The organism is Vibrio sp. SSH13-20 (assembly GCF_040104475.1).
GTDB lineage: Bacteria > Pseudomonadota > Gammaproteobacteria > Enterobacterales > Vibrionaceae > Vibrio > Vibrio harveyi.
On record NZ_JBECOU010000004.1, the window covers coordinates 32,801 to 59,116 of the forward strand.

The following is a 26,316-nucleotide window of genomic DNA, read 5'->3' on the forward strand; positions in this document are numbered from 1 at the left end:
TTAAACAGTTAATTTACGTAAGTTTTTCTATTTAGCAACAAGCACAGGGAAGTAAGATGTTTCTAGACTATTTTGCACTTGGGTTACTCATTTTCGTTGCTCTGGTTATCTTCTACGGGATCATTGTCATTCACGATATTCCTTATGAAATAGCGAAGGAACGTGAACACCCTCATCAAGACGCCATTCACTATGCAGGCTGGGTCAGTCTTTTCACACTTCATGCTCTTTGGCCATTTCTGTGGATCTGGGCAACCTTATGGCGCAAAGAACGCGGATGGGGTTTCAAACAACTCGAGCAAGAAACGCATGATATCCATCATCGTCTCGAAGAGCTAATTGACGAAGTCAATGAATTGAAAAAAGAAGTCTCAACACTCAAAGATCAAAAACCTGCACAAAGTGTTCCTGCACAAAAAGAACAAGGTAAGGAGGAGCAATAATGGATTTACTACTGGTTCTGACTTACGCCGCATTATGTATCGCCATTTTCAAAATCTTTAACATTCCACTTAACAAATGGACAGTGCCAACCGCTGTGCTTGGCGGCGTTGTATTGGTCGGCACACTAATCTTGTTGATGAACTATAACCACCCGTTCACACAAATTGGTAATCAAGTATTCTCTACCACACCGGTGGTGTCAGGCGTTCGTGGGCGCGTCATTGAAGTGCCTGTACAACCAAACCAACCTCTACAAAAAGGCGACGTTCTTTTCCGTATCGACCCGATTCCATTCCAAGCAGAAGTCGATAAGTTACGTGCAAAAGTGAAAGAGGCAAGCCAAGGTGCACTTGGGCTTGAGTCTGGCGTGCAAGAAGCGGAAGCAGCGGTTATCAAAGCGCTTGCCGAGCGTGACAAAGCACAGCGAGAATTTGACCGTTATCAACGCGGTTTTGATCGCGGAGCATTCACTGAGCAGCAATTGGATACTCGACGCCAAGCATACAAAGCCGCACAAGCCGCATTGGAAGTCGCACAATCTAAGCAACAACAAGCGCAAATCGCGCTGGATTCTGAAGTGGGTGGTGAAAACACCCAAGTCGCTTCATTGCTTGCAGAACTTCGCCAAGCAGAGTTCAACCTAGAACAGACCGTCGTTACAGCTCCTACTGATGGCTATGTTACCCAGCTCGCACTGCGTCCTGGTGTTATGGCAGTACCATTGCCTCTTGCTCCAGTGATGACCTTTGTTCATACCGAAGATAAACTCTATACCGCCGCGTTTCGCCAAAACTCACTACAGCGTTTAGAACCGGGATTTGAAGCGGAATTTATGTTCCGCGCGCTACCGGGCAAAGTCTTTAAAGGTGAGGTTGTTGATGTATTGCCAGCCATCGGCGAAAGCCAATTCCAAGCTCGTGGCTCCCTGCTTGGTACAGAGGCATTGCGTACCAGCGGTCGTGTATTCGTGACGCTGAAAATTACCGATGAGCTTGCTGAATATCACCTGCCTATGGGTACGGCGGTAGAGGTTGCCGTTTATTCTGACAGCTTCACTCATGTCTCCATCATGCGTAAGGTTCTCATTCGAATGAAGAGCTGGCAAAACTACCTATACTTAGACCATTAATTTATCGATAAAAATCGCATTAAAAAGTGTAATCAGGGGCTGACAGTTAGCCCCTGATTTCATTCTAGCCATCCAGACAGATAGCATTCCCACTTTTATCAATATTCTGTATAATGCGCGCCTTATTTTTGATGCTTGCTGAAAAACTAAGCCAGTCAATAGAGTGCGTGAATCCAATCACACATTTCTTGAAGAAAAACAGAGCAAACAATAAGCAGCTTGGTTGTTTCTTAACTTTGTTACACAATCAGCGCTATACAAAAAAGCAAGTGAACGTTCTTTAAAATCGACAATTGAACTGAGGTTATCTATGAATCTTTCCGCTAAAACCGTTGTGGTTATTGCAATCGGTGCTGCATTGTACGGCATCGGTGGTCTGCCAATGTTCGGTATTCCAGTATTTGCAAACACGACGCTAAAACCAGCAATGGCGGTATTAGCATTGTTCTCAGTACTATTCGGTCCTCTTGTGGGCTTCTTGGTTGGCTTTATTGGCCACTGGGTCACTGACCTGTTCGCAGGTTGGGGGGTATGGCTTACTTGGGTACTTGGTTCAGGTATTGTCGGTTTAATTATCGGTCTTTTCCCTTCTCTGACGCGTAACCGCTTGGAGAAAGGTGATTTCAATATGAAAGACTTTGTGTTGTTCGTGGTACTTGCTCTATTGGGTAACGTATTTGGTTACGGTTGCTCAGCCTTCCTAGACACCATCTTGTACGCAGAACCGTTCACTAAGGTATTTACTCAGCTATCTATCATTGCAGCTGGTAACACCATTCTTATTGCTATTGTGGGCTTCTTCATTCTTAAGTCTGTCGCAAAACGTAACAAGCAAAGCCGCAACTTAACAGAGGCTTAATGTCGAATGACAATCGAATTTTCTAACTTCTCTTTTAGATATGAGTCGCTGGACAAACCGACGCTAAAAAATATCAATCTAAGGATAGAGAAAGGAGAGAAAATCGTCATTATCGGTCCAAGTGGTAGTGGTAAATCTACCCTTGGCCAATGTCTTAACGGACTAATCCCACACGCAATCAAAGGGGAGATCAGTGGCAAACTGACCATCAATGGTCAAGACACAACCCCTTTTGACATGCACCAATACACCGAGCAAGTTGGCACCGTTTTACAAGATACAGATAGCCAATTTGTTGGGTTAAGCATCGGCGAAGACATCGCGTTTGCACTAGAAAACCAGCTCACTTCTAACATCGACATGTACCCGTTAGTCAAAGCAACGGCGAAAATGGTCGACCTAGAACAAATGCTAAACCGCTCCCCTCATGATCTATCTGGTGGTCAGAAGCAGCGCGTTTCTTTGGCTGGTATTTTGGTGGACGATGTCGATATCCTACTGTTTGACGAGCCTCTAGCGGCACTCGACCCGAAAACCGGTAAAAAGACCATTGAAATCATCGATGACTTGCACCGTGAAACAGGGAAAACCATCATCATTATCGAGCATCGTCTTGAGGATGTGCTGCACCGTTCTGTCGATCGCGTTATTTTGATGGAAAGTGGTGAGATCATCGCCGATACAACACCTGATGCAATTTTGGCGTCCCCATTGCTGGAAGAATATGGCATTCGTGAACCTCTGTATCTTTCTGCATTGAAAGAAGCGGGCTGCGCGATTGAAGGTGACGCGAAACCATCAAGCCTAGATACGTTGCCACTGGCTCAGTACCAAGCAGCTGTCGACTCTTGGTTTAACACTTCACAAGAGACTTCAATAGCCGCCCCACTCGACTCACTGCTAGAAGTGCGTAACTTAACCTATTCTTATGACGGCGAGAAAAATGCCCTCGAAAACGTCAGCTTTGATGTTAAACGTGGCGAGTTCGTTTCTGTTTTGGGAAAAAATGGTTCTGGTAAATCGACGATAACAAAGTTGGTGATGGGCGTTATCGAAGCTGATCAAGGCTCGATGTCGCTAAATGGTCAAGACCTTAGTGAACTCTCCATCTTCGAACGCAGCCAAAAAGTTGGCGTAGTCATGCAAAACCCAAATCATATGATTTCACATCACATGATTTTTGATGAAGTGGCATTTGGACTGCGCAACCGTGGTGTTGAAGAAAAACAAGTCGAAGCGAAAGTACTCGAAGTCTTAGAGTTATGCGGTCTCAGTAAATACCGTCATTGGCCAATTGAAGCTCTTAGCTACGGTCAGAAAAAACGCGTAACCATTGCTTCTATTTTGGTGCTAGAACCTGAGCTATTGATTCTTGATGAGCCTACAGCTGGCCAAGATTACCGCAACTACACATCAATGCTGAGCTTTATCGAGAAACTCAACAGAGAACTCGGCATCACCGTGATGATAATCTCTCATGACATGCATTTAGTCTTGGAGTACACCACTCGTTCCATCGTGATTGCCGACAGCAAACTCATTGCTGACGCGCCGATGACGGCGGTTTTCAGCGACCCTGCACTGTTAGATCAAGCAAACTTAACGACCACCAGTTTGTATGAACTCGCAACCAAGTTGAATATTGAGAATACGAACGGCTTTATGCAGCACTTTATCGATGTAGAGAAAGCGAGGCGTGCAAACAAACCCGAAGCTGAGATTACCGTTCAAGCAAGAGAAAACGTTGAGAAAGTAGTGGCATGAAAGACAACAAAATGAAGTTTGGTATCAACTATATTGATACACAGTCGCCACTGCACAAGCTGAATGGCATCACTAAGTTCTTGATGTTTATCGCTTGGGTGACAGTAGTGCTGACGACATTCGATTTACGCATCATCGCGTTATTGATCATTGTCGGTCTTGCCCTGCTCAAAATGACTAAGGTGCCATTTCACGTATACAAGCCATTGTTAATTGGTACAGGTAGTGTATTGCTTATCAACGCATTGTTTATGTTTGCATTAGCCCCACAACAAGGCACTGAGTACATGGGGTCAACGACCGTTTTATTCTCATTGCCAGGTAACTACTCCCTGACTCAGGAAACCTTGTTTTACCTTGTAACGGTAACGCTGAAATACTTCAGTATGTTCCCTATCGCTTTGGTGTTTGTGTTTACGACACATCCTACTGAGTTTGCGGCAAGTTTGAACCGTTTGGGAGTGCCTTACAAAATCGCTTATGCCGTCAGTTTGACCTTACGATACTTACCTGAGGTGAAGAAAGACTTTGTAAATATCATGCATGCACAACAAGCTCGTGGCGTAGAACTTAGTAAGAAAGCACCGTTGTTTACTCGAATGAAGAATGTCGCCAAGATTCTGGGGCCGTTGATTTTCTCTAGCCTAGATCGCGCAGACCAAATCTCCAATGCAATGACATTACGTGGTTTTGGTCGTCACTCATCTCGCACTTGGTATAGCTTAAAACCGCTAACTAAAGCAGACATGCTGTGTATGGCGGGCATCGCTGTTATTGTTGCGGCAGCAATCGCTAAACGAGTATTAGACGCTCAACTGTTCTGGTATCCGCTGTAATATCGCAACACTAACAATAAAAAATGGGATGCCGCAGCATCCCATTCTTGTATCTAACATCTCATTTATTGAGAAGTGAGCACTAACTCAGTTCCATCTCAACACGCGTGTTTCATTACCCTCTTGCGGCTTGGCTGGGATGTTCAACGAAAGCAACAGGCTCACCGCCGCCATGCCTGCGCCTATATAAAATACGCTTGATGGCGATACCAACCAAATCACCCCGAAAGTAACTGGGATGACGACAGCTGCAATGTGGTTAATCGTAAACGCCACGCCGGCAGTTGAAGCCATATCGGCAGGATCGGCAATCTTTTGAAAATACGTTTTGATCGCCAATGCTAACGCGAAGAACAGATGATCAATAACGTAAAGCGCAGCTGCCCATTCCGCTGTTTGAACCAAACCATAGCCAACAAAAACAAAAATCAAACCAACGTATTCGAACATCAAAGCCTTACGCTCACCAACAGCGCCGATAAAACGTCCAATACGTTTAGCAAACAAAAAGTTAAAGACGTAGTTAATAAGGAAAAGTAACGTAATGTCCGCAGCCGAATAACCGAACTTCTCTACCATCAAAAAGCCAGCAAATACGGTGAAGATTTGGCGACGCGCCCCGCTCATAAAAGTCAGAGCGTAATACAACCAGTAACGCTTACGTAAAACCAGCTTCTTATTTTGTGGTACTTCGGTTTTAAACTCAGGGAAAGCAAACGCCATCACGATAATCAAGACAAAACCAATCCCCCCAGCAAGTAAGTAAACGGTTTTGAAATCGAACTTAAGTTGCTCTAACAGCACCCAAATCGCACCGTAAGTAAAGAGTGAAGCCAACGCACCAACCGAGATGAATTTACCCAGCATCTCTGGCGCCTCTTCTTTAGAGAGCCACTGCAGCGACAAAGATTGCTTTAATGTTTCAAAATAGTGGAAGCCCGTCGACATCAACAGAGTAGTAAAAAGAAGTCCAAATAAAGATGGGAAGTAACCTGTTATTGCCGTCCCTAACGTCAGCATTGCCAACGACACCAACATAAAGCGCTGCTCACGAATAAACAGCAATACAAATACGACGGTAAAGGCTAGAAAGCCAGGGATCTCTCGCACGCTCTGTAGTAACCCGATATCTGCGCCATCAAAGTTAGCTTTTTCAATGACAAAGTTATTTAACAGCGCCATCCAAGTCGAGAAGGCGATAGGAACGATAATGGAAATCAGCAGAAGAAAGTTTTGTGGTGTTCTCCAGCTTTTCGGTGACGTGCTCATGATGTGTCCTTAGAATATGAAGCCGCCATCATACCGCCAAATGTAACAAATTCGCAATATCATTATTATTTCCTCGTTTGCTTGGCTTTCTTTTTTATTTCATCGTGTTAGCTTAAGAAGCAGATTCATCTCCTCGTTTATCAAACGATTTTATGTGACTATTTTTAAAGTATATTTTACAAAATTATTCCGTATTTCTAGACACCAACATTGAACCGCAACATCGTGATGAAGAGATAGGTGATGAGATAAAGGAAAGATACGTGCTTCTTGTTACACACCGGCAGGGTTATACTGTGCCAATCAACTTTCATTTTGACGTAAGTCTCTGCAATTCCTAATTTGATATGATGAAAAAACAAGTTTTGTTCCTTTGCACAGGTAACTCCGCGCGCTCGCAACTTGCCGAGGCAATTTTCAATCACATGGCGGGGGAGTTGTTTCATGCGGACAGCGCAGGTCTTCATCCTAGTGAGGTCGATGAAAGAGTATTTGAGGTATTACAAAGCCATGGAATGAGTGGCAAAGGTTTACGCTCAAAAGATTACGCAGAAGTCGAAGACAATCACTACGACTTCGTTATCACACTGTGCGATAACGCAAAAGACGAATGTGTCATCTTCGAACAAGATATCGACCAGCTGCACTGGAATCTTACCGACCCAAAACCGCTTGATGGTATTCAACCATTCCAGAATACGGCAAAAGAGTTGGTCGAACGTATTAGCTTGTTTTTGTTGTTAAATAGCGAAGAAAACACCAGTCATGTGGACCCAAGCAGTTTCTTCAAACTGATGAGCGATCCCTTGCGTCTGAAAATTTTGATGTTGCTGGAAGATGAGCAAGATCTGACGGTGACTGATCTTAAAAACGCACTAAATGAGAGCCAACCAAAGGTATCTCGCCACTTGGCATTACTGCGTGATACCACGTTTTTAAAAGACACACGCCATGGGCTTTGGATTCATTATCGTCTCTCACCATCGCTACCAATGTGGATTAAGCATCTGTTGCAAACGGTGCGTGTCGGTAATCCTGGTATCATCAATATTGAAAAAACACGTCTGAAATCACTCCAGAATCCAGAGTGATTTCACTTCTTTTAGTGGTCCATCTTTCCTAGCGTCAGCTTAACTGGACCACTAATCAATGTTCTTCACCTTGAGTCGGTTTTGGAATTCAAACACTTTTTCAGGGCACACATCTAAGCATCGACCGCAACTCATACAAGTTTGATCCATGACTCGTCGGTCACCTTCTTTGAGGGGTTGGCGCAGAATATCTGGTTCAGGACATACATAAAAACAGTCCATGCACTTGGTACAATCTTCTCGACGAACAGCCGTCACTCGCAACAAACTCTTACTACCAATTACGCCATACATTGCTCCCAGAGGGCACAAGTGACCACACCAACCATGCTCAACCAAGAGTAAATCCAGCACAAACACAAGTAGTATCAATACCCATCCAGCACCCATGCCAAAGACTAAGCCTCGATGAAGGGCGGCGACGGGGTCCAACCATGTCCAAAGTACAGAACCTGATATCGCACTGCCAAGCATTAGAGCAGGGATCAACCAATAACGGATGTTCGGCGACCAACGGTAGCTCGCTTTAAGGTTAAGCTTTCTGCGCAACCACGCCGCAAAGTCTGTGACAATGTTCAAAGGGCACACCCAAGCACAAAACGCTCTCGGGGCAAGAATCGCGTAAAAAACTAAGACAATCACAACCCCTAGCAGAGCATTAAACTCTGGGATATGACCTGTCGCCAGCGATTGGAGAACAATCAGAGGATCGCTTAACGGCACTGTATTAAGCAACATACTCGAAGATAAGTTACCTTGCAGAATGCCCCATGTGGGACCGGCCATAAACAGAGCAATGATCGTCAATTGGCACAATCGGCGAACAATAAGAAAACGATGCGCTTGCCACCAGCCAAGCTTCTCGACAGCTTCTTTGCCAGCATCTTGCGCTAAATTCTTGGCCATCACTGACCTCCTTTAAGCGACTCTAGAGCACCACTAGGCACAGGTGTTTCTTCAGGCAATACGTTTTCGAGCGGCTTGTCGATTTCTTGCCAGCCAAAATTGTAGTGACTACCAACTTTGCCCTTGGCTAAATCTGTTGGAACAACTTTAATCGCCGCAACATCTAGCACACATGCTTGCTCACACTTACCACAACCAGTGCACACATCAGAATTAACCGTTGGAATCAATTTAGCGTGATAACCCGTTCGATCATTTCGGATGTTTTCTAGCGTTATCGCTTCATCAATCAGCGGGCATACGCGGTAGCAAACATCACAGCGTAAACCTTGCCAGTTGAGGCAGGTTTCATGGTCAATAAGTACAGCCGTTCCCATTCTTGCATCGTCAATGTCCGTTAAATCATGGTCTAAAGCCCCGCTTGGGCAAGCGACGACGCAAGGGATGTCTTCGCACATTTCGCATGGAATATCACGCGCAGTGAAGTAAGGAGAACCTGTTGCGACAGGAGACAGTAAACTAGCAAGCTTTAACGTGTCGTAAGGGCATGCTTGAACGCACAACCCGCAACGGATGCAAGCCGATTCAAATTCACCTTCAGGTAACGCGCCAGGAGGTCGAATCGGTACGCCTTTAGTTTCTCGCGCTTGGCTTTGCATTGACTGCAAGCCAAGAACACAAGCCGCAGCACCAACACCAGCCGCAGTGCGTGCGGTGTCACGCAGGAATCGTCGCCGACTTTGCGAGACTTTTGATTGAGAGGATTTCATTATTATATTCCTCAACTACGCTCTAATTGCTCTTAAATAAGTTAAGCATAAATAGCGTTAAAAAGGCGGTCTCCCCATACCCCATAAGAGGTAACTCCAACCTGTCTTGATTAAAATCAACTCGTTGCAGATACCCAGTTCACATTTTGGTGAAATGGCTTTATTTCGATCAATATACCCAAGCAACTTCAAGATGCTGGACTCAGAGCGTTGTCATTAATTCGAGGTCAAGGAAAACAACTTGGAACGGCGAGCTCTTTCCAAGTTATTTGAAGCAGAGATCGAGTCAATGACCCCCTCCCTAAGGGCACTCTTTGCAAATAGTAAGGGCCTTGGCTTATATACTTTGTTGTTGATTCTTGATTTAGACCCACTAGACCTTTAAATCGCCGCCGCATCTACAAACCAAGTCATTCTCGCGGAACCAAGCATCTCAAGGTTACTTGGGTATGCAACTTCACCATTATCCCCCATAAAGGAGAAGTTCTTTAGTATAAAAATTCAACACAAAATCACTCTCATTGGTGTTTTCAATGATAATTCACTATAAAAAATTGAAATAAGCACTCGATAACCCACTAAATTAAAAGCGATTTAGCCTATAAAGTTCAAAAAATGCTATTCAAAATAGAATTCTCTCGTTAGATTGAAGTTAATTCCAAAAAACTACAAAGGAGAGAAGCATGGAAATTATCGTTCGTCCAACCACTGTTGAAGACGCTGCTGCGCTAGTCGAAATTTATTCACAACCAAAAGCACAACGTGAAACCCTGCAACTCCCTAAGCCATCTGTCGCTATGTGGGTCGAACGGTTATCGAAGATACCAGCAGGTGTGTATAGCTATGTCGCAGAGATCGATGGCAAAGTAGTCGGAAATATAGGCTTTCATCACTCACAGCGTCCAAGAACATCACATACCGCATCATTTGGTATTGGTGTTCATGATAAGTACCACGGTTTAGGGGTTGGCAGCGCATTGATCAGCACGGTCACCGAGTTGGCGGATAATTGGTTGAATGTAAGACGCATACATATTGAAGTAAACTCAGACAATGAGGCAGCCATCGGCTTGTACAAAAAACATGGCTTCGAGATAGAAGGCGAGTTTGTCGATGCATCTTTTCGTGATGGTGAGTTTATAAATACTTACAGTATGGCTCGCATCAAAAAACCGAAAAACTAACCAACACTAACGATAAACCTCCCAAAGCACCAATACCCAAGTAACCTAAAGGTGCTTGGGTATAACGCAGCAATTTCCTGGGAGTTTTTATTTACTGGTGAGAACCTAAATCGAGCTCATCGAGGGCGCGTTTGGTGAGTGATTCCGTATAGGGATTAATTTTCCAGTGCTCTGGACTCCATCCTTTCACAAATCGTTGAAAATCAGCCCAAGCAAGTGCGAACAATGGTCGCCATTCTTGCTCGACGACGTTGTTATCAAGGTCGGGCTGGTAGTGATTCAGCGCATTCGTTAACGCAGAAAAATAGTTATCTAACACCCAAGACTCCATCTCAGTACACTGACTCGGCTCGATTGCACTGCTCATAAACAACGCAACATCTTTCATCGCACAGCCATGCCCCACGTACTGGAAGTCTACCGCTGCCGCCGCTGAGCCTTGTTCGTTAAAGCAAAAGTTTGCCAGCTTGGCATCACCATGCACTAAGGTTTGAAACCGAGCCTGACGCAACGTTTGGTCAATGCTCTCCGCGCGTTGCTTGAGCCTATTATCTTGTAACGCAACCAATTCATCCGGTCGCGTTTGCAAATGCCAGTAGGTTCCGGTTTGCCAAAGTTCATCATGGCGAACCCCAATATGGCGCGCATGAAAGTTGGCTAACCACGTCAAGCAAGCTTTTAACTGACCTTTGGTCGCGTCTTTGACGACATTTGGATAACCCGCCAGAGCCAGATCTTCCATCACAATCAACCACTCTGTTTCATTCTGAAAGCACTTCAATCCTTGTGGAATTCGACAACGTTCATCAACAGGTTGGCTGAAGTGCTGATACCAACTCACTTCAACTTGATAAGAATGCAGTTTACGTTGATGCGAGCGGTCTGTATTCCACCCTCTCGGATGTTGTGACGGTCTTGGTAATTTGACGTGTTTTACGATAACGGAACGGTCTAGAAAAGTCAGTCGAACTAACTCCCCATAACCGCCCCATAAAGATTGAATCACATCGATGTGCTCTAAAGTGCCAAGCGCTAGCTCGTCACCGATGTTCTGATAAAGCGGATTATTCATTGGCTCCATTATGCGAGTAAATGTGCCCATTCAGGGTGCGTTGCCATGTATTTAATCACGTATGGGCAAACGGGTACAATGCGATAACCTTACGCTTCGATCTCTGGTAAAACAGCTTCCATCATCACTTTGCCATACCCCTTCCCTCTTACTTCTTCAGGAATAAGCGTTGAAATGATATGCATCTCTTGCCCATCGAGCTTATAAACCACTTTCGCTTTGTGGTTTTCCTCCAAATCGACCCAAAAAATTTGGCTTGTTGTGTCTTGTGTCACTTTCTGCATTATCCGTGCCCCACTTTTCACTTGTGCTTTATTGAAACTCGCTATGCGACTGCATAGAATGATATCCACGCAATAGTCTAGTAATTTAGTATTACCATAACATAGCGCGAAACGTCTTCTCACATTAGGTACGACAATAATAATGAGAAATATGATGACGAGTGCAAGGGACAATCGTTCGTCTCAGCCAAGCAAAAATGCACCTGAACGTCAGGCAACAACATTAAACAGCACTGATGCAATGGCAATGGTGGAGCACGGTAGTGAAGTGACATTGAATGTTACGACGCCCGTGGGGACTAAGTTCATCACCACCAGCACCTTTATGGGCTGTCATTCCAACAATACCGCGCTAATTGAGATCCCAAATATCTCCGATGACGATTTAAAGTTTTATTTTCAAGAGGGATTTTGGATTAACGTGAAAGCTTATTCACACCGTGGTGAAGGCGCTGTTATTCCTTTTCGAGCACAACTTCAACATCGCCTTGGAGACCCATATCCACTCTTAGTTTTAGGCTTGCCAAATACCATGCAGGTCTACCAATTGAGAAAAGAAGTGCGATATGAAGTGAACTTACGCTCTCGACTCCAGTTTGAACAATTCCGTGCAGAGTGCGAAATTCGAGATCTATCAAAAAGCGGTTGTCGCTTTGTGACTTCACCGATGAGCCGAACACTTCAAGTTGGTGATCTTGTCACGTTGGATATCGCGATGCCCGGGAATGGGCGTATGCTCGCACCACTCAAAGGGCGAATCTGCAACTTACAGAAATCCACACATTACGCGCGATATGGCATGGAGTTTGATGACTTCGGCAAAGCAAATGCAAAGAACCTATTGAGCCATCTTAAATTTGATGGCACGAAACTGAAGCTGAAGGGATAACCCTCCTCAGCACCCAAAACAAAAAGGCACCGATAGTCGGTGCCTTTTGCTTTTCTGCTCAAATTACAATTTGAAGAAGCTTAATTGCTCTTTTTGCTTTTCCGCCAATTTAGACAACTCGCTGCTTGCACTTGCACTTTGGCTAATACCAGCAACGTTCTGGTTGACCAGTTCAGACATATTGACCACATTACGGTTGATGTCTTGAGTCACCTGAGATTGTTGTTCTGCCGCCGTTGCAACTTGTGTATTTGAGTCGTTGATGTCTGCAACAGACTCTGTAATTCCCACCAACGCTTGGTTCGCTTGATGAGCCAACTCGTTGTTGCGAGACAACATATCTAAGCTCACTTGCATGCTGTCATTCGCCAAACCCGATTGCGCTTGCAGTTCTTCAATGATGGATTGGATCTCTTGTGTTGATTTCTGAGTGCGAGCAGCCAGCATACGAACCTCATCCGCTACGACCGCAAAACCACGTCCGGATTCACCTGCACGAGCGGCTTCAATCGCAGCATTCAGCGCTAACAAATTCGTTTGTTCTGATACACCGCGAATCACCTCAACCACGTTGCTGATTTGCTCAGACTGAGTTTGAAGACGCTGAACCACCTGAGCTGCGTCGTTCAGTGCTTCTGACATCTGTTCACTAGCGTGTGCACTCTCTTTGAAAATGGACAAGCCCGACTTCGCCAAGCCATCAGCTTCACGTGCCGTGGAGTCTGCTGCTGTTGCATTACTGCTTACATTGTCTGCGGTACTTGCCAATTCATTGACTGCCGACGCGACTTGTTCAATCTCGATCAACTCTTGTTGCGCGTTAGCTTCTGCTTGAGTCATCACAGCAGCCAGTTCGGTTGACGCCGAAGCAACCTCTTCACTGATACGCATCAATTGATCTACGGTGCTACGCAATTGTTCTGCGGTTAGGTTTACATCTTGGCTTAGTTTCGCCATTTCGTTTTCACCATCCGCTTCCGCACGCACGTTCAGATTACCCTGGGCAAGCTGACGCATCACACCTTGTAGATTGATGATTGGTGTCACTATCTTGCCAGACAGTAACCATGCACCGATAAGCGTTAGGGCAAACACTGACAGAACCGTGAACGTCGCATTGTCTTGCACACGTAGGTTTTGACGTTCACTTTCTGCCATGCTTTCTGCAGCAACTTCATTAACACGCTTAGACAACGCATTCATTACTGTCACCATGTCGTTACCTGCACGGCGGTATTGAGTGATCATCTCCTCACGCTGATCTGCGCTGAGTAAACCTTGATCGTATTTTGTCACAGCATCAATCACTCGATGAGCTTGCTCGATATATGCGCTTACTTTCTCACGCACATCGTTAGTTTGCGAATGGTAAGCTGGGTTCGCACCAATTTGACTTACCTTATTGTCTATCTCTTTTGCGATATTGTTGAGCTCATTGATGTAATTTGTGCGACGCTCAGGGATGTACATGGCGTAAATGCCGTTAATTCGAAGGGGATAAACCAAGTTGTCGATTTCTGACAATAGGTCTTTGTACAGAATGACAGACTCGCTATTCTCCGTACTGCGTTTTAACTCTACTTGTAGCTCATTACGTGTGAACCACAGAGCAATAACCACTGCTAACGCCGTTGCCAAAACTGGCAAAAGTACCTGCATTCTGACTGACAGGTTTTTTAATAATTTCTGCATTTCCGAACCAATAAAAAAATAAAAGACGTGGGGGCACGTCAAGTTTTGTAAAATGGGCGGGAATGTTATAGATATCAGTAACTTTCAGCCAACAAATTATGTTTATCGTATTGATAAGCAAGCTCAATAAAATGCTGGAATTATGGATAAAAAAATCCCCAAGCCTTCGCTTAGGGATTCTCGTAATATCAATTGGCGCGGATTGCTTATAGTTTAAAGAAGCTCAATTGCTCTTTCTGTTTCTCAGCAAGGTGAGAAAGCTCTGTACTTGCGCTCGCGCTTTGGCTGATGCCTGCTACGTTTTGGTTTACCAGTTCAGACATGTTAACCACGTTACGGTTGATGTCTTGAGTTACTTGAGATTGCTCTTCTGCGGCAGTCGCCACTTGCGTGTTTGAATCGTTAATGTTTGCAACAGACTCTGTAATGCCAATCAACGCATCGTTCGCTTGTTGTGTCAGCTCGTTATTGCGGTTAAGCATTTCTAGGCTCACCTGCATGCTGTCGTTTGCAAGACCAGACTGCGCTTGGAGCTCTTCAATAATTGATGAGATTTCTTGAGTTGAGTCTTGAGTGCGCGCTGCCAGCATACGAACTTCGTCTGCTACGACAGCAAAACCACGACCAGATTCACCAGCACGTGCAGCTTCGATCGCTGCGTTCAGTGCGAGAAGGTTAGTTTGCTCAGATACGCCACGAATCACTTCAATCACATCGTTGATTTGAACAGACTGCTCTTTTAGGCGCAATACCACTTGTGCTGCATCGTTCAGTGCTTGAGACATCTGCTCGCTTGCTTGAGCGCTCTCTTGGAAGATCGACAAGCCAGACTGTGCTAGACCATCAGCTTCACGCGCAGTCGCATCTGCAGATGTCGCGTTATCACTCACATTGTTTGCTGTGCTTGCTAGCTCGTTAACCGCTGATGCAACTTGCTCGATTTCAGCCAATTCTTGTTGTGCATTCGCTTCAGCTTGCGTCATTACCGCTGCAAGTTCTGTTGAAGCAGACGCCACTTCTTCACTGATGCGCATCAATTGATCAACCGTATCGTGAAGCTGTTTCGCTGTTTGGTTTACGTCTTTGCTTAGCTGAGAAATTTCGTTGTCGCCATCAATGTCTGCACGCACTGACAGGTCACCACCTGCTAGCTTACGCATCACTTCTTGCAGTTTTTGGATTGGCGTAACAATCATGCCAGATAGGAACCAAGCACCCAGCAAAGAGAACGCAAATACCGCAATCACAGAGATCATTGCGTTGTTTTGTACGCGAGTATGCTCACGAGCGCTTGCTGCAGTTGCTTCAGTCGCAATCTCATTCACACGTTGTGATAGTGCGTTGATGGTTGCCACCATTTCGTTACCAACACGGCGGTAACCTGAGATGAAGTTTGTGTATTCGCTATCAGAAACCAGACCACGATCATGACGGTTGAAGAACTCTACAGCACGTGTTGAGTAATCAATGTATGCATCGATGCTTTGACGTACTTTTTGCGCTTCTTTACTGAACGTGCCGCGCTCATCAACAAGATCAAGATCGATATCAATCGCTTTCGCGCCTGACTTTAGATCAGCAAGGAATGCATCACGACGAGAAGCATCGTAGATCGCGTAAACCGCGCTTATGCGCAATGGGTAAACTTGGTCATCGATTTTCGCTAATGTGTCTTTATAGAACACAAGAGAATCGGAGTTAGAAGCAACCAATTCTTGCTCTGCTTCTAGGTTGTTTTGAGTGATCCACAATGTAATAAACAGAGTGATCGCGGTGAATAAAACTGGAACCAAAACTTGCGTACGTACCGACAAGTTTTTCAGTGATAGCTGCATGAGTAACCTCAGGTATTTGAGTGTTGGCTTCCTTGCGATGGGATTATTCCCAGACGAATAAACAAGGAGGCAAATACTAGAGGTAGATCACACTTTTGTCCAGAACGAAAAGCCATCAATTTCATAACTTTATCGACAATATCCCGTCAAGTGCGACGGGATATTGTCGTTATGACAAGTTATGAAAATTTGTACGCTTTTCTATCAATTTTTATGTTAATAAGCGCCTATTTTCTCAACGCATTGAGCTTAGCTTGTGCCAAACCAAAAATAGTATCGATTGGGTATGTGCCTTCATCTGTTGCTTCGCCCGCCGCTTTGCCAGTGAACAGCTCAACAGCCTCAGTAACATGGTCGATTGCCCAGATATGGAAGTCCCCTTTCTCTACCGCTTTAACAATGTCAGAACGAAGCATCAGGTTATGTACGTTTGAGCGCGGAATAATCACCCCTTGTCCATCGTGACGACCTTTAATTTCGCACACATCGTAGAAACCTTCGATCTTCTCATTTACCCCACCGATAGGCTGTGCTTCACCAAATTGGTTCATCGAACCTGTGATAGCAATGTCCTGACGGTTTGGCTGCTTCGAGAATGCCGATACTACCGCACAGAACTCCGCCATACTCGCACTGTCACCGTCAACACCACCATATGATTGCTCGAAAGTAATCGTGGTTGTCAGTGGAACACGTGCCGTCTTACCAAATACAGACGATAGATAAGCCGACAGAATCATCACACCTTTCGAGTGAATGCTGCCGCCAAGATCAACGCTTCGCTCGATATCAATCACGTCGCCATCACCATAACAAGTAGTCGCTGTAATTCGGTTAGGTGCACCGAACATGTGATCGCTGGTGCTCAGCACTGACAATGCATTAACCTGCCCTACCGCAGAACCTTCGGTATGGATCAAAGTCGTGCCGTTGACAAAGGTTTCCATCACGCTGTCTTGCAAACGACTCACTCGCATTTCCTGATTACTCAGCGCCTCTTCTACGTGTCCGATACGAATCATATTGGAGTTCGCTTGGCGAGCCACGTAGTTAGACTCACGTAATAGGTTTGCAATGTTGGCAGAGTGCAGTGAAATCTTCGTCTGGTCACCAGACAAACGAGAGCTGTATTCAATGATACGTGCGATGGCTTTCTTATCGCAATGCAGCATATTATTGTCGTTCACCACGCTTGAAATAAAGCGTGCATATTGTAGTTCCGAATCCGGTGTACGCTTCATCTCATCTTCGAAATCAGCCGTAACACGGAATAGTTCACCAAATTCTGGATCGTAGTGTTGTAGCAATTGGTAAGTGCGGTAATCACCAAACAAGATGATCTTGATATCCAATGGAATCGGTTCAGGATCGAGCGAAACCGCCCCAGTCAACGTCACCTCTTTCTCTAGCGAAGTGAAGCTCAATTGGCGAGAACGCAATGCGCGCTTCAACCCATCCCACACATAAGGTTGCTCAAGCACCTTTTGTGCATCCATCAGCAGCACACCACCGTTCGCTTTGTGTAAGCTACCAGCTCGAATCAAAGAAAAGTCCGTGAACACGGTACCTTTGAACGTCGCCGTTTCAATTGAGCCAAACAGTGAGTGATAGTTTGGGTTTTCTTCCACCACAATAGGGAATTCACAATCTTTACGACTCACCAACACGTTTACTTTGTAGCGGCGTGGGAGCTTCTTATCTAAAGATGCTGTTGCAATCTCACCTTGCTCTCCGCTCTGCTCCAAGAAGATCTCTGCATTTTCAACAATGTCTTTTTGCAGATCGGTCAGGTACGTTTTGATTTCTGGGTACTCTGCATAATCCAATTTCAATTGCTTAATGAAATGGGTGATCACATCCAGAGTCACGTCATCGTTGAGCTTTTTGATCTTCTCACTGAACGTGTCTTCCCACTCGGTCAACTCGCGAACCATGTTGCGCAGGCTGATTTCCAATTCATCAATGCTGCTGCCGAAATACTCTTGTTCTTTCTTACTTAGCTCATCGAAAGATTCTTCGGTGTGCAGATCTTCACCGTTCATCGCCACAAATTGGTAATCGCCTTGTGCCGTAATCGTTAGACTAATGCCCTTCTCTTTGGCTTCTTTACTGATACTGTCTAACTCTGATTGCTGCTTATTCGCCAATTGGTTTTTTAGGCGATCGGCACGGCTATAGTACATCTCGTTATCGAAGGCGAGTGGCAATGCGTTAAGCAATTTGCCCATCAGCTTTTCAATATCCACTTTCAGCTTATTACCAATGCCACAAGGCAGCTTAAGCACTTTCGGTATACGCGTATCTTCAAAGTTCGCAACGTAACACCAATCAAACAGTGCTGCAGCATCATGTTGATGACGGTTTAAATAGCGCAGGATCATCGTGCGCTTACCTAGACCATTCTGACCTATGGCGTAGATGTTGTACCCTTTCTCCTTGATTGACATAGCAAACTCAACCGCTTTTTGTGCGCGCTCTTGTCCAACAATTTCGTCAATCGGAGGTAATTCCTTGGTCGACTTACATGGCATATTCTCTAACTCAGCTACAGAATACAGCTGTTTAGCTTCCAATCTTTGTACTGCCATACTTGCCTCCTTTTCTTATTGTCTTTACCTCAGTGTAGAGATTATTTGTTTAAATTTAAGTGATTTATCTTCCACCCCGGTTCGTTTGCACATTTTACGAGCAGCTGTTCTAAGTTTAAAATGCTAATAAGTCGCACTTGCAATTGATAATTAATTTCATTTAATATCTATCCAAATCGAATTTTGTGGAGACGATGATGAATATTGAGCAATGCTGGATGCGCTACTTGAAAGCAGAGCAATTGATGGAGCAAGGTCACTGGCCTGAAGCCCATCGTCTGTACGAAGATGTGCTCAACCATTTGCCAAATCACATTCACTCCGCTCTTGAAAATGAACAAACTAAGCCATGCCAGTTCGTATGTTTAGTGAGTGGTTTACGCGATGCCAGCGTGGCGCAATCTGAAATCCTAAACAAACTCGGAATGCAGCAAGAAGCGTTCTCGGCTCTTAATCAATCTTATGCGCTACTCCAGTTTTTACAGCTAGAAAGCCACGATTTAATTGGTCGAGTGAGCCAGATGCTCAGCAAGCACAGTGAAGATTTGTTGGCTCATATGGCAGCGTTTTGCTCTGCTCAGAGAAATGCAGAGTGGATGATAGAGCTCGATCATGTCACTCGTGCTCATGAGCAGTTCTTGTATTTACAAACCATGAGTTCTGCAGAAACCGGAGCGACTCAGCTATATAATTGATCGTTCAAGATGATTGATCATTTGAGCGATAAGGCATAGGAATTTGCCACGGCAAGGCGACAGCATAAAAGTAATAACAACTCGATACACAAGGAAACGTGATGTCCACACAAACCATTCTTTCGGTGAGTAACCTATCTGTCAGTTTTACGACAAACGATGGTATCGTCGATGCAGTAAAGAAGGTGAGCTTTGATCTCAAAGCTGGTGAAACACTGTCTATCGTAGGCGAATCCGGCTCAGGAAAATCAGTATCAACCAATGCGTTGATGAAACTGCTGCCAGACAATGCCATTTTGCACACAGATTCTTCTATCTTCTTCGAAGGCGAGTCCATACTAGATAAAACCGAACGTCAGATGCAGAGTATCCGCGGCGATCGTATTGGCATGATCTTCCAAGAGCCGATGACCTCACTCAATCCTTACATGCGCGTTGGTATTCAAGTGGCAGAAGCCATTATGTGTCATCGCCCTGTAAGTAAAAAACAAGCCAAAGCAAAAGTACTTGAACTGTTCGATTTGGTGCATCTACCAAATCCTCAACAAGCTTATGATAAGTACCCGCACGAATTTTCAGGCGGTCAGTTGCAACGCATCATGATTGCCATGGCATTGATCAACGAACCAGATATCCTGATTGCTGATGAGCCAACCACTGCGCTCGATGTCACCGTCCAAGCAGAAGTGCTTTATCTGATTAAAGAGATTCAAGCCAAGATGGGCATGGCGATCCTATTTATCACTCATGACTTAGGCGTTGTGAAGCACTTTGCAGACCGAGTATTAGTCATGTGTAAAGGTGAAGTCGTCGAAGAGGGCATCACTGAAGCGCTCTTCTCAGACCCGCAACATGATTACACTAAGATGTTGATTAATTCGATTCCAAAAGGCAGCAAAGACCCAATTGAAGAAGATGCGACTGAACTACTAAAAGCCGATGACATCCGCGTTAAGTTTCTTGTTAAACCTCACTTCATTGCGAGTAAAAATGAATACTTTGAAGCCGTGAAAGGCATCTCCTTAGCGTTAAAACAAGGAGAGACCCTAGGTATCGTTGGCGAGTCTGGCTCCGGCAAATCAACCCTTGGTCGTGCATTGATTGGCTTACTGCCGTCAACGGGGAAAATTCAGTTCAAAGGGCAAGACCTAGCGCTTCTGACGGACAAAGAACGCTTTGCGCTGAAGAAAGACGTGCAGATGGTTTTCCAAGACCCATACGGTTCGCTTTCGCCTCGTATGACCGTTGGCGAAATCATTACTGAAGGACTAACCGTTCATCAACCTCAAATGAACAAAGCGGAACGAATGCAAAAGGCGCGTGATGTGCTGCGTGAAGTGCGTCTAGATCCAGCATCTATTAACCGTTACCCACACGAGTTTTCTGGCGGTCAGCGTCAACGTATTGCGATTGCGCGCGCGTTGATTCTTGAGCCTTTTTTCATTTTGCTTGATGAGCCAACCTCAGCTCTCGACCGCTCTGTTCAGTTAACCGTCATTGATTTGCTAAAAGATCTGCAGAAAAAGCACAATATTGGCTACCTCTTTATCAGCCATGACCTTTCTGTCGTTAAAGCACTCTCTGATCGTGTATTGGTCATGCAAAAGGGTGAGGTAATGGAGCAAGGGACTGCGGAAGAGATCTTCCATAACCCGAAAAGTGATTACACTAGAAAGCTGATTGATGCCTCATTTGATCTTGAAAACAATGAAAATCAACATGATGCTGCTTAGATTAATCACAGTTTCATATTCATACACTAGGATTAAAGTATGGTGAGATTTTCACCATAACTACGAAAATGGTATAGCTGCCATTCGGTTTGGCCGCCGAGACTGGTTGGTTCAAAGTTAGGCTTAGTCACCCTAACTATCAAATTGAGTTCCCCCAACCATGAAAAATGCCGCGAATGATTTCGCGGCATTTTTTATTGTGTTTCAGATGGTATCTCCCACCTGACTGGCTGCTAGCCTCTGACGCCAAAGAAAACAACTTAGCGTCAGGTCGTTAGCCTTTAAATATCGAGTGCAGTAATGCCCATGTTATGTAACGCAAACGCGTAAACATCCGTGGTCAGGTCGATTTGTTTACTCAAAGGCATACCCGCGCCATGTCCAGCGTTAACATCAATACGAATCAATACTGGATTGTCTCCCTGATGCTTGTCTTGCAACTCTGCGATGAATTTGTATGAGTGTGCAGGTACCACACGGTCATCGTGGTCTGCGGTCGTGACAAGCGTCGCAGGGTACGACTCGTCCTCTTTCACGTTGTGTACGGGTGAATAACCGAGTAGATACTTGAACATAGCCTCAGTTTGCTCTGACGTGCCGTAGTCGTACTTCCAGCCTTCACCAGACGTAAAGGTGTGGTAGCGAAGCATATCCAATACACCAACCGCAGGAATCGCGACTTTAAACAGCTCTGGACGCTGAGTCATACACGCACCAACTAACAAGCCGCCATTTGAGCCCCCACGAATCGCAAGACGCTCTGAACTGGTGTAGTTCTTCTCAATCAAATATTCCGCTGCGGCAATAAAGTCATCAAACACATTTTGCTTTTGTTGTTGAGTACCTGCATTGTGCCAAGCTTTGCCATACTCACCGCCACCACGCATGTTTGCCACCGCGTAGATGCCGCCCAGTTCTAGCCAGTTCGCAACATTTCCCGAGAACATCGGCGTCAAACTGATATTAAAACCACCGTAGCCATACAGCATGGTTGGTGCGCTACCATCGAGTTTGGTGCCTTTTTTGTAAGAGATGATCATCGGTACTTGCGTGCCATCTTTCGAGGTATAGAACACTTGTTGAGATTCGTATTCTTGACGGTCAAACGGCGCTTTTGATTCTTGGTAAAGCGCTGAACCACCACTTTCTACATCAAAAGAGAAGATGGTTGGAGGGGTCACGTAGTTAGTAAAAGTATAATAAAGCGTCTTGTCTTCTGCTTTGCCTTGTAAGCCATATACGGTGCCTTGATCGGGTAGAGTGACTTCGCGTACCAACTCCCCCTGATAAGTAAACTGCTGAACCTTGGAGAGAACATCAACCATGTAAGTGGCAAACAAATAACCACCACCTTTGCTGATATCCAGTGGTTGTTCCTGCTCGGCTATGATCTCTGTCCATTGTTGAGATTGAGTGTTGTAGCCAACCACCTTGCCGTTTGGCGCATCCAAATTGGTGTAAAAGATCAATGTGTCATCTTGGTTATCGATAAGATAAGTGTCACCTTCGACAGTATCTTGAAGCGTACTCACTGCTTGCTCTTCTGAAGTAAGATCGACATAAAACAGTCTGTTTCCTGATGTCGATTCTGCACCAGTGATAATCAAGAAACGATCATCTTTGGTTGTCACTCCTCCTACATAACGGTGCTTTTGTGACTCCAATGCACCAAAGATCACTTTGTCTTCAGATTGTGATGTGCCTAGCTCATGGTAGTAAAGCTTGTGCTGCTCAGTGCGCGCTGAAAGCTCACTGCCTTTTGGTTTGTCATAACTTGCATAATAAAAGCCTTTGTTGCCAAGCCAAGAAATCGTAGTGAACTTAGCATCTACGATTTCAGGCTCAAGTTGCTCTTTCGTTTCGACGTCAATGACAAAGATCTTACGCCAATCACTACCACCCTCAGAAATTGAATAGGCAACAAGAGTGTCGTCATTAGAGAACTTCACTTCCCCAAGCGATGTCGTTCCTTCCTCTGAAAACGTGTTTGGATCGAGAAAGATTTCCGCTTCTTCATCCCCTTTACGGCGGTATAAAACGCTCTGGTTTTGCAAACCGTCATTTTTATAGAAGTAGGTATAGTCACCATGAACAAAAGGTTGAGAATACTTTTCATAGTTCTGACTGTTCGCCACTAGTTCACGAATTTGTTGACGGAAAGGAATCTGACCTAAGTAATCGAAGGTGATTGAGTTTTGTCCTGAAACCCACTCTGCGGTTTCTTGGCTCAAATCGTCTTCCAGCCAACGATATGGGTCTGCAATGTCGTGACCAAAATAAGTGTCGACGACAGAATCTTTACGAGTTTTTGGGTAATGCATAACGTCCGTGTTACTCCATTTGAAGTTAAGTGTTTAGTTTTATTATTTTATTGAGATTTATTCTCAATACCTACCTTAGGGTTCAGGTATAGAATTTCAACCAATAGATTGAAACATTTCTTATATTTATGAACCGACTAAAAGTAATGTGAGATAGTGAGATATCGCTCTCGAATGTGTTCTATTAAAAGCTTCACTTTGTTAGGCGGTTGACGAGTAAAAGGGTAAACCGCGTAGATACCTAGCTTTTTACCAACCAATTCTGGGAAGATATCCACCAACTCCCCACTACGAATGTCGTGATAAACCAAGCAACGCGGTACGTAGGCAATGCCGTGCCCACCCAAAGCTGCTTTTCGTAATGCGGTAGCGTTATCTGTCGAGAAACATCCAGAGACTCTAACGATGTAATCGCCATCTTTGCCTTTGAACTGCCAATCCGTTGCCCCCGTGGTTTGATAGGCGTATTGCAAGCAGTTGTGTGTCGTTAAATCGATCGGTTCGATCGGTTTACCATGTTTAGCAATGTAAGAAGGAGAAGCACATACTACCCATTGAGAGTCCAGAATATGCCTCGCAATCAGACTGGAATCTTCCAAGTAGCCGGTACGAATTACCAAGTCAAAACCACCAGCAACCAAGTCGACAAAGCGGTTATCAAGCGACATATCCACTGTTAAACCAGGATGCATATTACAAAACTCTGCAACCGCGTCCGCTAGAATCAAATCACCGGAGATAGTCGGCACCGACATTTTAATATGACCACTGACATTCTCACCAAAGCCTGAAACTGCATCCATAGCCTCCTGAGTGGCTTGCTTCACATTTTTAGCACTATGTAACAAAACCTTTCCCGCTTCGGTCAGGGTCAATTTACGCGTTGTTCGATATAATAGCTGAGCGCCAATTTCTTCTTCCAATCGAGCAATTCTTTTACTAACTACCGAATTTGTAAGGTTATTTTCTTCAGCCACCTTACTAAAGCTGCCCATTTCTACTACCTGAGAGAATAGGATTAGGTCGTCTGCACGCATCGATTATGTCACTTTTGGAATAAATTAATTTCATTATTTCCCTATATCTATAAAAAATAAAGGGGTAAATTCACGCCAAATTAACAAAACCATTACAACAAAAATCATCTCTACAGCATAAAGCCGTTCGAGAAGTCAGCGTACGAGGATGTACCAATGAGTGAAACCCTACTTGCCCTTGTGGCGTTTTCGCCAATTGTTGTCGCCGCCATATTATTGGTTGGTCTCAACTGGCCTGCTAAAAAAGCCATGCCTGTTGCGTTCGGTCTAACCGTCGCTATCGCCCTAATGTTTTGGGATATGTCAGCTACTCGCGTACTGGCCTCTGTATTCCAAGGGTTAGGAATTACTGTCTCTGTTCTATGGATCGTGTTCGGTGCCATCTTCTTGCTCAACACTTTAAAACATACCGGAGCGATCACGACTATCCGCAATGGATTTACTGATATTTCGGCAGACCGTCGAGTGCAAGCCATCATCATCGCTTGGTGTTTTGGTTCATTCATTGAGGGTGCATCGGGCTTCGGTACACCTGCAGCCATCGCAGCACCACTATTGGTTGCGATTGGTTTCCCTGCTCTTGCTGCGGTATTGATGGGCATGATGATCCAATCAACACCAGTATCATTTGGCGCGGTTGGTACACCAATCATCGTGGGTGTGAATAAAGGTCTAGATACACACAACATTGGTGAAGCACTTGTCGCACACGGTTCAACGTGGGATGCCTACCTGCAACAAATCACCGCAAGTGTGGCAATGATTCACGCGACCGTTGGCACGCTAATTCCTGTACTAATGGCAATGATGCTGACTCGCTTCTTCGGTAAAAACAAGAGCTGGAGCGAAGGTCTAGACATTCTGCCATTTGCACTATTTGCTGGTGTTGCTTTCACCGTTCCTTACGCACTTACAGGCGTGTTCTTGGGTGCAGAGTTCCCATCACTCATTGGTGGTCTAGTGGGTCTAGCCATTGTGGTTACCGCGGCGAAGAAAGGCTTCCTTGTTCCAAAAACAAAATGGGATTTCGAAAGCGAAGATAAATGGCCAGCAGAATGGCTCGGCTCTCTAAAGATCAATCTGGATGACAACCCAGGCAAACCAATGAGTCTGACCAAAGCATGGGCTCCATACGTACTACTAGCGATTATCCTTGTTGCAAGCCGTGTTAGCCCTGAATTCAAAGGTCTACTTAAGAGCGTAAGCCTTTCGTTTGGTAATATTCTTGGCGAGACAGGCATCAGCACAGCGATTCAACCTCTATACCTTCCTGGTGGCATCCTAGTCTTCGTAGCATTGCTTGCGGTTCTTCTACAAGGTGGTGGTGCGAAATCATTGGGTAAAGCGTTTGGCGAATCGAGTAAGACGTTAATTGGTGCAGGTTTCGTTCTTGTGTTCACCATTCCGATGGTTCGTATCTTCATTAACTCAGGTGTCAACGGTGCAGATCTCGCAAGTATGCCAGTAACCACGGCAAACTTCGCAGCAGACCTAGTTGGCTCAGCATTTCCGGCGTTGAGTGCTACCGTTGGTGCCCTTGGTGCATTCATCGCCGGCTCTAACACAGTGTCGAACATGATGTTCAGCCAATTCCAGTTCGAAGTAGCACAGACACTGACCATCTCAAGTGCCATTGTCGTGGCTCTACAAGCGGTAGGCGCAGCTGCGGGTAACATGATTGCTATCCACAACGTGGTTGCTGCATCCGCAACCGTTGGCCTGTTAGGACGCGAAGGTGCAACGCTGCGTAAGACGGTAATTCCAACGTTCTACTACCTCGTGGTAACTGGCATCATCGGTCTGATTCTAATTTACGGTTTCCAAATCACCGACGCTTTAATGAATTAATAATACATGCAGGGCTTCCCCCGCCCTGCTCTTTCTCTGGTACATCGGTCTGCACTACTACCCCGACACT

General features: G+C 45.1%; 20 protein-coding genes and 1 pseudogene. 11 read left to right on the forward strand and 10 right to left on the reverse strand.

Annotated elements, in window-relative coordinates:
• Window positions 1–56: 56 nt before the first annotated feature.
• The 5 genes from ABMY42_RS12170 (at window position 57) to ABMY42_RS12190 (ending at window position 5,032) form a co-directional block, all read left to right on the forward strand.
• A complete protein-coding gene (locus ABMY42_RS12170; protein ID WP_005452887.1) occupies window positions 57–443 on the forward strand; it encodes a DUF3302 domain-containing protein in 387 nt (128 codons plus the stop codon).
• Window positions 443–1,573: an HlyD family secretion protein gene (locus tag ABMY42_RS12175; protein WP_017818506.1), complete on the forward strand. Its 1,131-nt coding sequence runs from the start codon at window positions 443–445 to the stop codon at window positions 1,571–1,573. The genes ABMY42_RS12170 and ABMY42_RS12175 overlap by 1 nt, the downstream gene beginning before the upstream one ends.
• A gap of 310 nt (window positions 1,574–1,883) precedes the next feature.
• Window positions 1,884–2,432 carry an ECF-type riboflavin transporter substrate-binding protein gene (locus tag ABMY42_RS12180; RefSeq protein WP_005452889.1) on the forward strand — a complete coding sequence of 183 codons (549 nt, stop codon included), beginning with the start codon at window positions 1,884–1,886 and terminating at the stop codon, window positions 2,430–2,432.
• 6 nt (window positions 2,433–2,438) lie between these two features.
• Window positions 2,439–4,196, forward strand: a complete 1,758-nt coding sequence (locus tag ABMY42_RS12185; RefSeq protein ID WP_349266342.1) for a DUF3744 domain-containing protein — start codon at window positions 2,439–2,441, stop codon at window positions 4,194–4,196.
• Entirely contained in the window at window positions 4,193–5,032 is an 840-nt protein-coding gene (locus ABMY42_RS12190) for an energy-coupling factor transporter transmembrane component T (protein WP_005452891.1), read from the forward strand. Before ABMY42_RS12185 ends, ABMY42_RS12190 begins: the two co-directional genes overlap by 4 nt.
• Window positions 5,033–5,119: 87 nt before the next feature.
• On the opposite strand, the gene ABMY42_RS12195 is transcribed toward ABMY42_RS12190, so the two are convergent.
• Window positions 5,120–6,301, reverse strand: coding sequence for an MFS transporter (locus ABMY42_RS12195; RefSeq protein WP_009697882.1), 1,182 nt, complete (start codon window positions 6,299–6,301; stop codon window positions 5,120–5,122).
• A gap of 347 nt (window positions 6,302–6,648) precedes the next feature.
• Here ABMY42_RS12195 and ABMY42_RS12200 point away from each other — a divergent pair, with 347 nt between their 5' ends.
• Complete coding sequence (locus ABMY42_RS12200; RefSeq protein WP_017189594.1) at window positions 6,649–7,392, forward strand: metalloregulator ArsR/SmtB family transcription factor; 744 nt, start codon at window positions 6,649–6,651, stop codon at window positions 7,390–7,392.
• 51 nt (window positions 7,393–7,443) lie between these two features.
• Here ABMY42_RS12200 and napH read toward each other — a convergent pair whose 3' ends face one another.
• Together napH and napG are read right to left on the reverse strand one after the other, a co-directional pair.
• A complete protein-coding gene (gene napH, locus ABMY42_RS12205; protein ID WP_045486394.1) occupies window positions 7,444–8,298 on the reverse strand; it encodes a quinol dehydrogenase ferredoxin subunit NapH in 855 nt (284 codons plus the stop codon).
• Window positions 8,298–9,068 carry a ferredoxin-type protein NapG gene (napG, locus tag ABMY42_RS12210; RefSeq protein ID WP_005452896.1) on the reverse strand — a complete coding sequence of 257 codons (771 nt, stop codon included), beginning with the start codon at window positions 9,066–9,068 and terminating at the stop codon, window positions 8,298–8,300. The genes napH and napG overlap by 1 nt, the downstream gene beginning before the upstream one ends.
• Before the next feature lie 683 nt (window positions 9,069–9,751).
• Between napG and ABMY42_RS12215 the strand changes: the two genes are divergently transcribed.
• Window positions 9,752–10,252 (forward strand): GNAT family N-acetyltransferase, encoded by a 501-nt coding sequence (locus tag ABMY42_RS12215; protein WP_005452898.1) that lies wholly within the window; start codon window positions 9,752–9,754, stop codon window positions 10,250–10,252.
• Window positions 10,253–10,343: 91 nt separating this feature from the next.
• On the opposite strand, the gene ABMY42_RS12220 is transcribed toward ABMY42_RS12215, so the two are convergent.
• Entirely contained in the window at window positions 10,344–11,333 is a 990-nt protein-coding gene (locus ABMY42_RS12220) for a phosphotransferase (protein ID WP_152164553.1), read from the reverse strand.
• Window positions 11,333–11,608: pseudogene (locus tag ABMY42_RS12225) on the reverse strand (GNAT family N-acetyltransferase). The gene ABMY42_RS12220 and the pseudogene ABMY42_RS12225 overlap by 1 nt, the downstream one beginning before the upstream one ends.
• A 142-nt stretch (window positions 11,609–11,750) precedes the next feature.
• Here ABMY42_RS12225 and ABMY42_RS12230 point away from each other — a divergent pair.
• On the forward strand, window positions 11,751–12,497 hold the full coding sequence (locus ABMY42_RS12230; RefSeq protein WP_017189597.1) for a flagellar brake protein: 747 nt from the start codon (window positions 11,751–11,753) through the stop codon (window positions 12,495–12,497).
• Window positions 12,498–12,560: 63 nt separating this feature from the next.
• On the opposite strand, the gene ABMY42_RS12235 is transcribed toward ABMY42_RS12230, so the two are convergent.
• From ABMY42_RS12235 to ABMY42_RS12245, 3 genes are all read right to left on the reverse strand, one after another.
• Window positions 12,561–14,189: a methyl-accepting chemotaxis protein gene (locus tag ABMY42_RS12235; RefSeq protein ID WP_005452906.1), complete on the reverse strand. Its 1,629-nt coding sequence runs from the start codon at window positions 14,187–14,189 to the stop codon at window positions 12,561–12,563.
• Window positions 14,190–14,395: 206 nt separating this feature from the next.
• Entirely contained in the window at window positions 14,396–16,024 is a 1,629-nt protein-coding gene (locus tag ABMY42_RS12240) for a methyl-accepting chemotaxis protein (RefSeq protein ID WP_005452908.1), read from the reverse strand.
• A 227-nt stretch (window positions 16,025–16,251) separates the two neighbouring features.
• Entirely contained in the window at window positions 16,252–18,612 is a 2,361-nt protein-coding gene (locus ABMY42_RS12245; protein WP_005452910.1) for an ATP-binding protein, read from the reverse strand.
• Window positions 18,613–18,809: 197 nt separating this feature from the next.
• On the opposite strand from ABMY42_RS12245, the gene ABMY42_RS12250 reads away from it, so the two are divergent.
• The gene (locus ABMY42_RS12250) at window positions 18,810–19,307 is read left to right on the forward strand and encodes a hypothetical protein (RefSeq protein ID WP_005452911.1); all 498 of its coding nucleotides are present in this window, start codon (window positions 18,810–18,812) and stop codon (window positions 19,305–19,307) included.
• A gap of 101 nt (window positions 19,308–19,408) precedes the next feature.
• Window positions 19,409–21,040 carry an ABC transporter ATP-binding protein gene (locus ABMY42_RS12255; protein ID WP_349266343.1) on the forward strand — a complete coding sequence of 544 codons (1,632 nt, stop codon included), beginning with the start codon at window positions 19,409–19,411 and terminating at the stop codon, window positions 21,038–21,040.
• A gap of 281 nt (window positions 21,041–21,321) precedes the next feature.
• Here ABMY42_RS12255 and ABMY42_RS12260 read toward each other — a convergent pair whose 3' ends face one another.
• Entirely contained in the window at window positions 21,322–23,361 is a 2,040-nt protein-coding gene (locus ABMY42_RS12260; protein ID WP_349266344.1) for a prolyl oligopeptidase family serine peptidase, read from the reverse strand.
• A gap of 137 nt (window positions 23,362–23,498) precedes the next feature.
• Window positions 23,499–24,398: a LysR family transcriptional regulator gene (locus ABMY42_RS12265; RefSeq protein WP_005452914.1), complete on the reverse strand. Its 900-nt coding sequence runs from the start codon at window positions 24,396–24,398 to the stop codon at window positions 23,499–23,501.
• Window positions 24,399–24,554: 156 nt separating this feature from the next.
• Here ABMY42_RS12265 and ABMY42_RS12270 point away from each other — a divergent pair, with 156 nt between their 5' ends.
• Window positions 24,555–26,246, forward strand: coding sequence for an L-lactate permease (locus ABMY42_RS12270; RefSeq protein ID WP_005452915.1), 1,692 nt, complete (start codon window positions 24,555–24,557; stop codon window positions 26,244–26,246).
• Window positions 26,247–26,316: the final 70 nt, after the last annotated feature.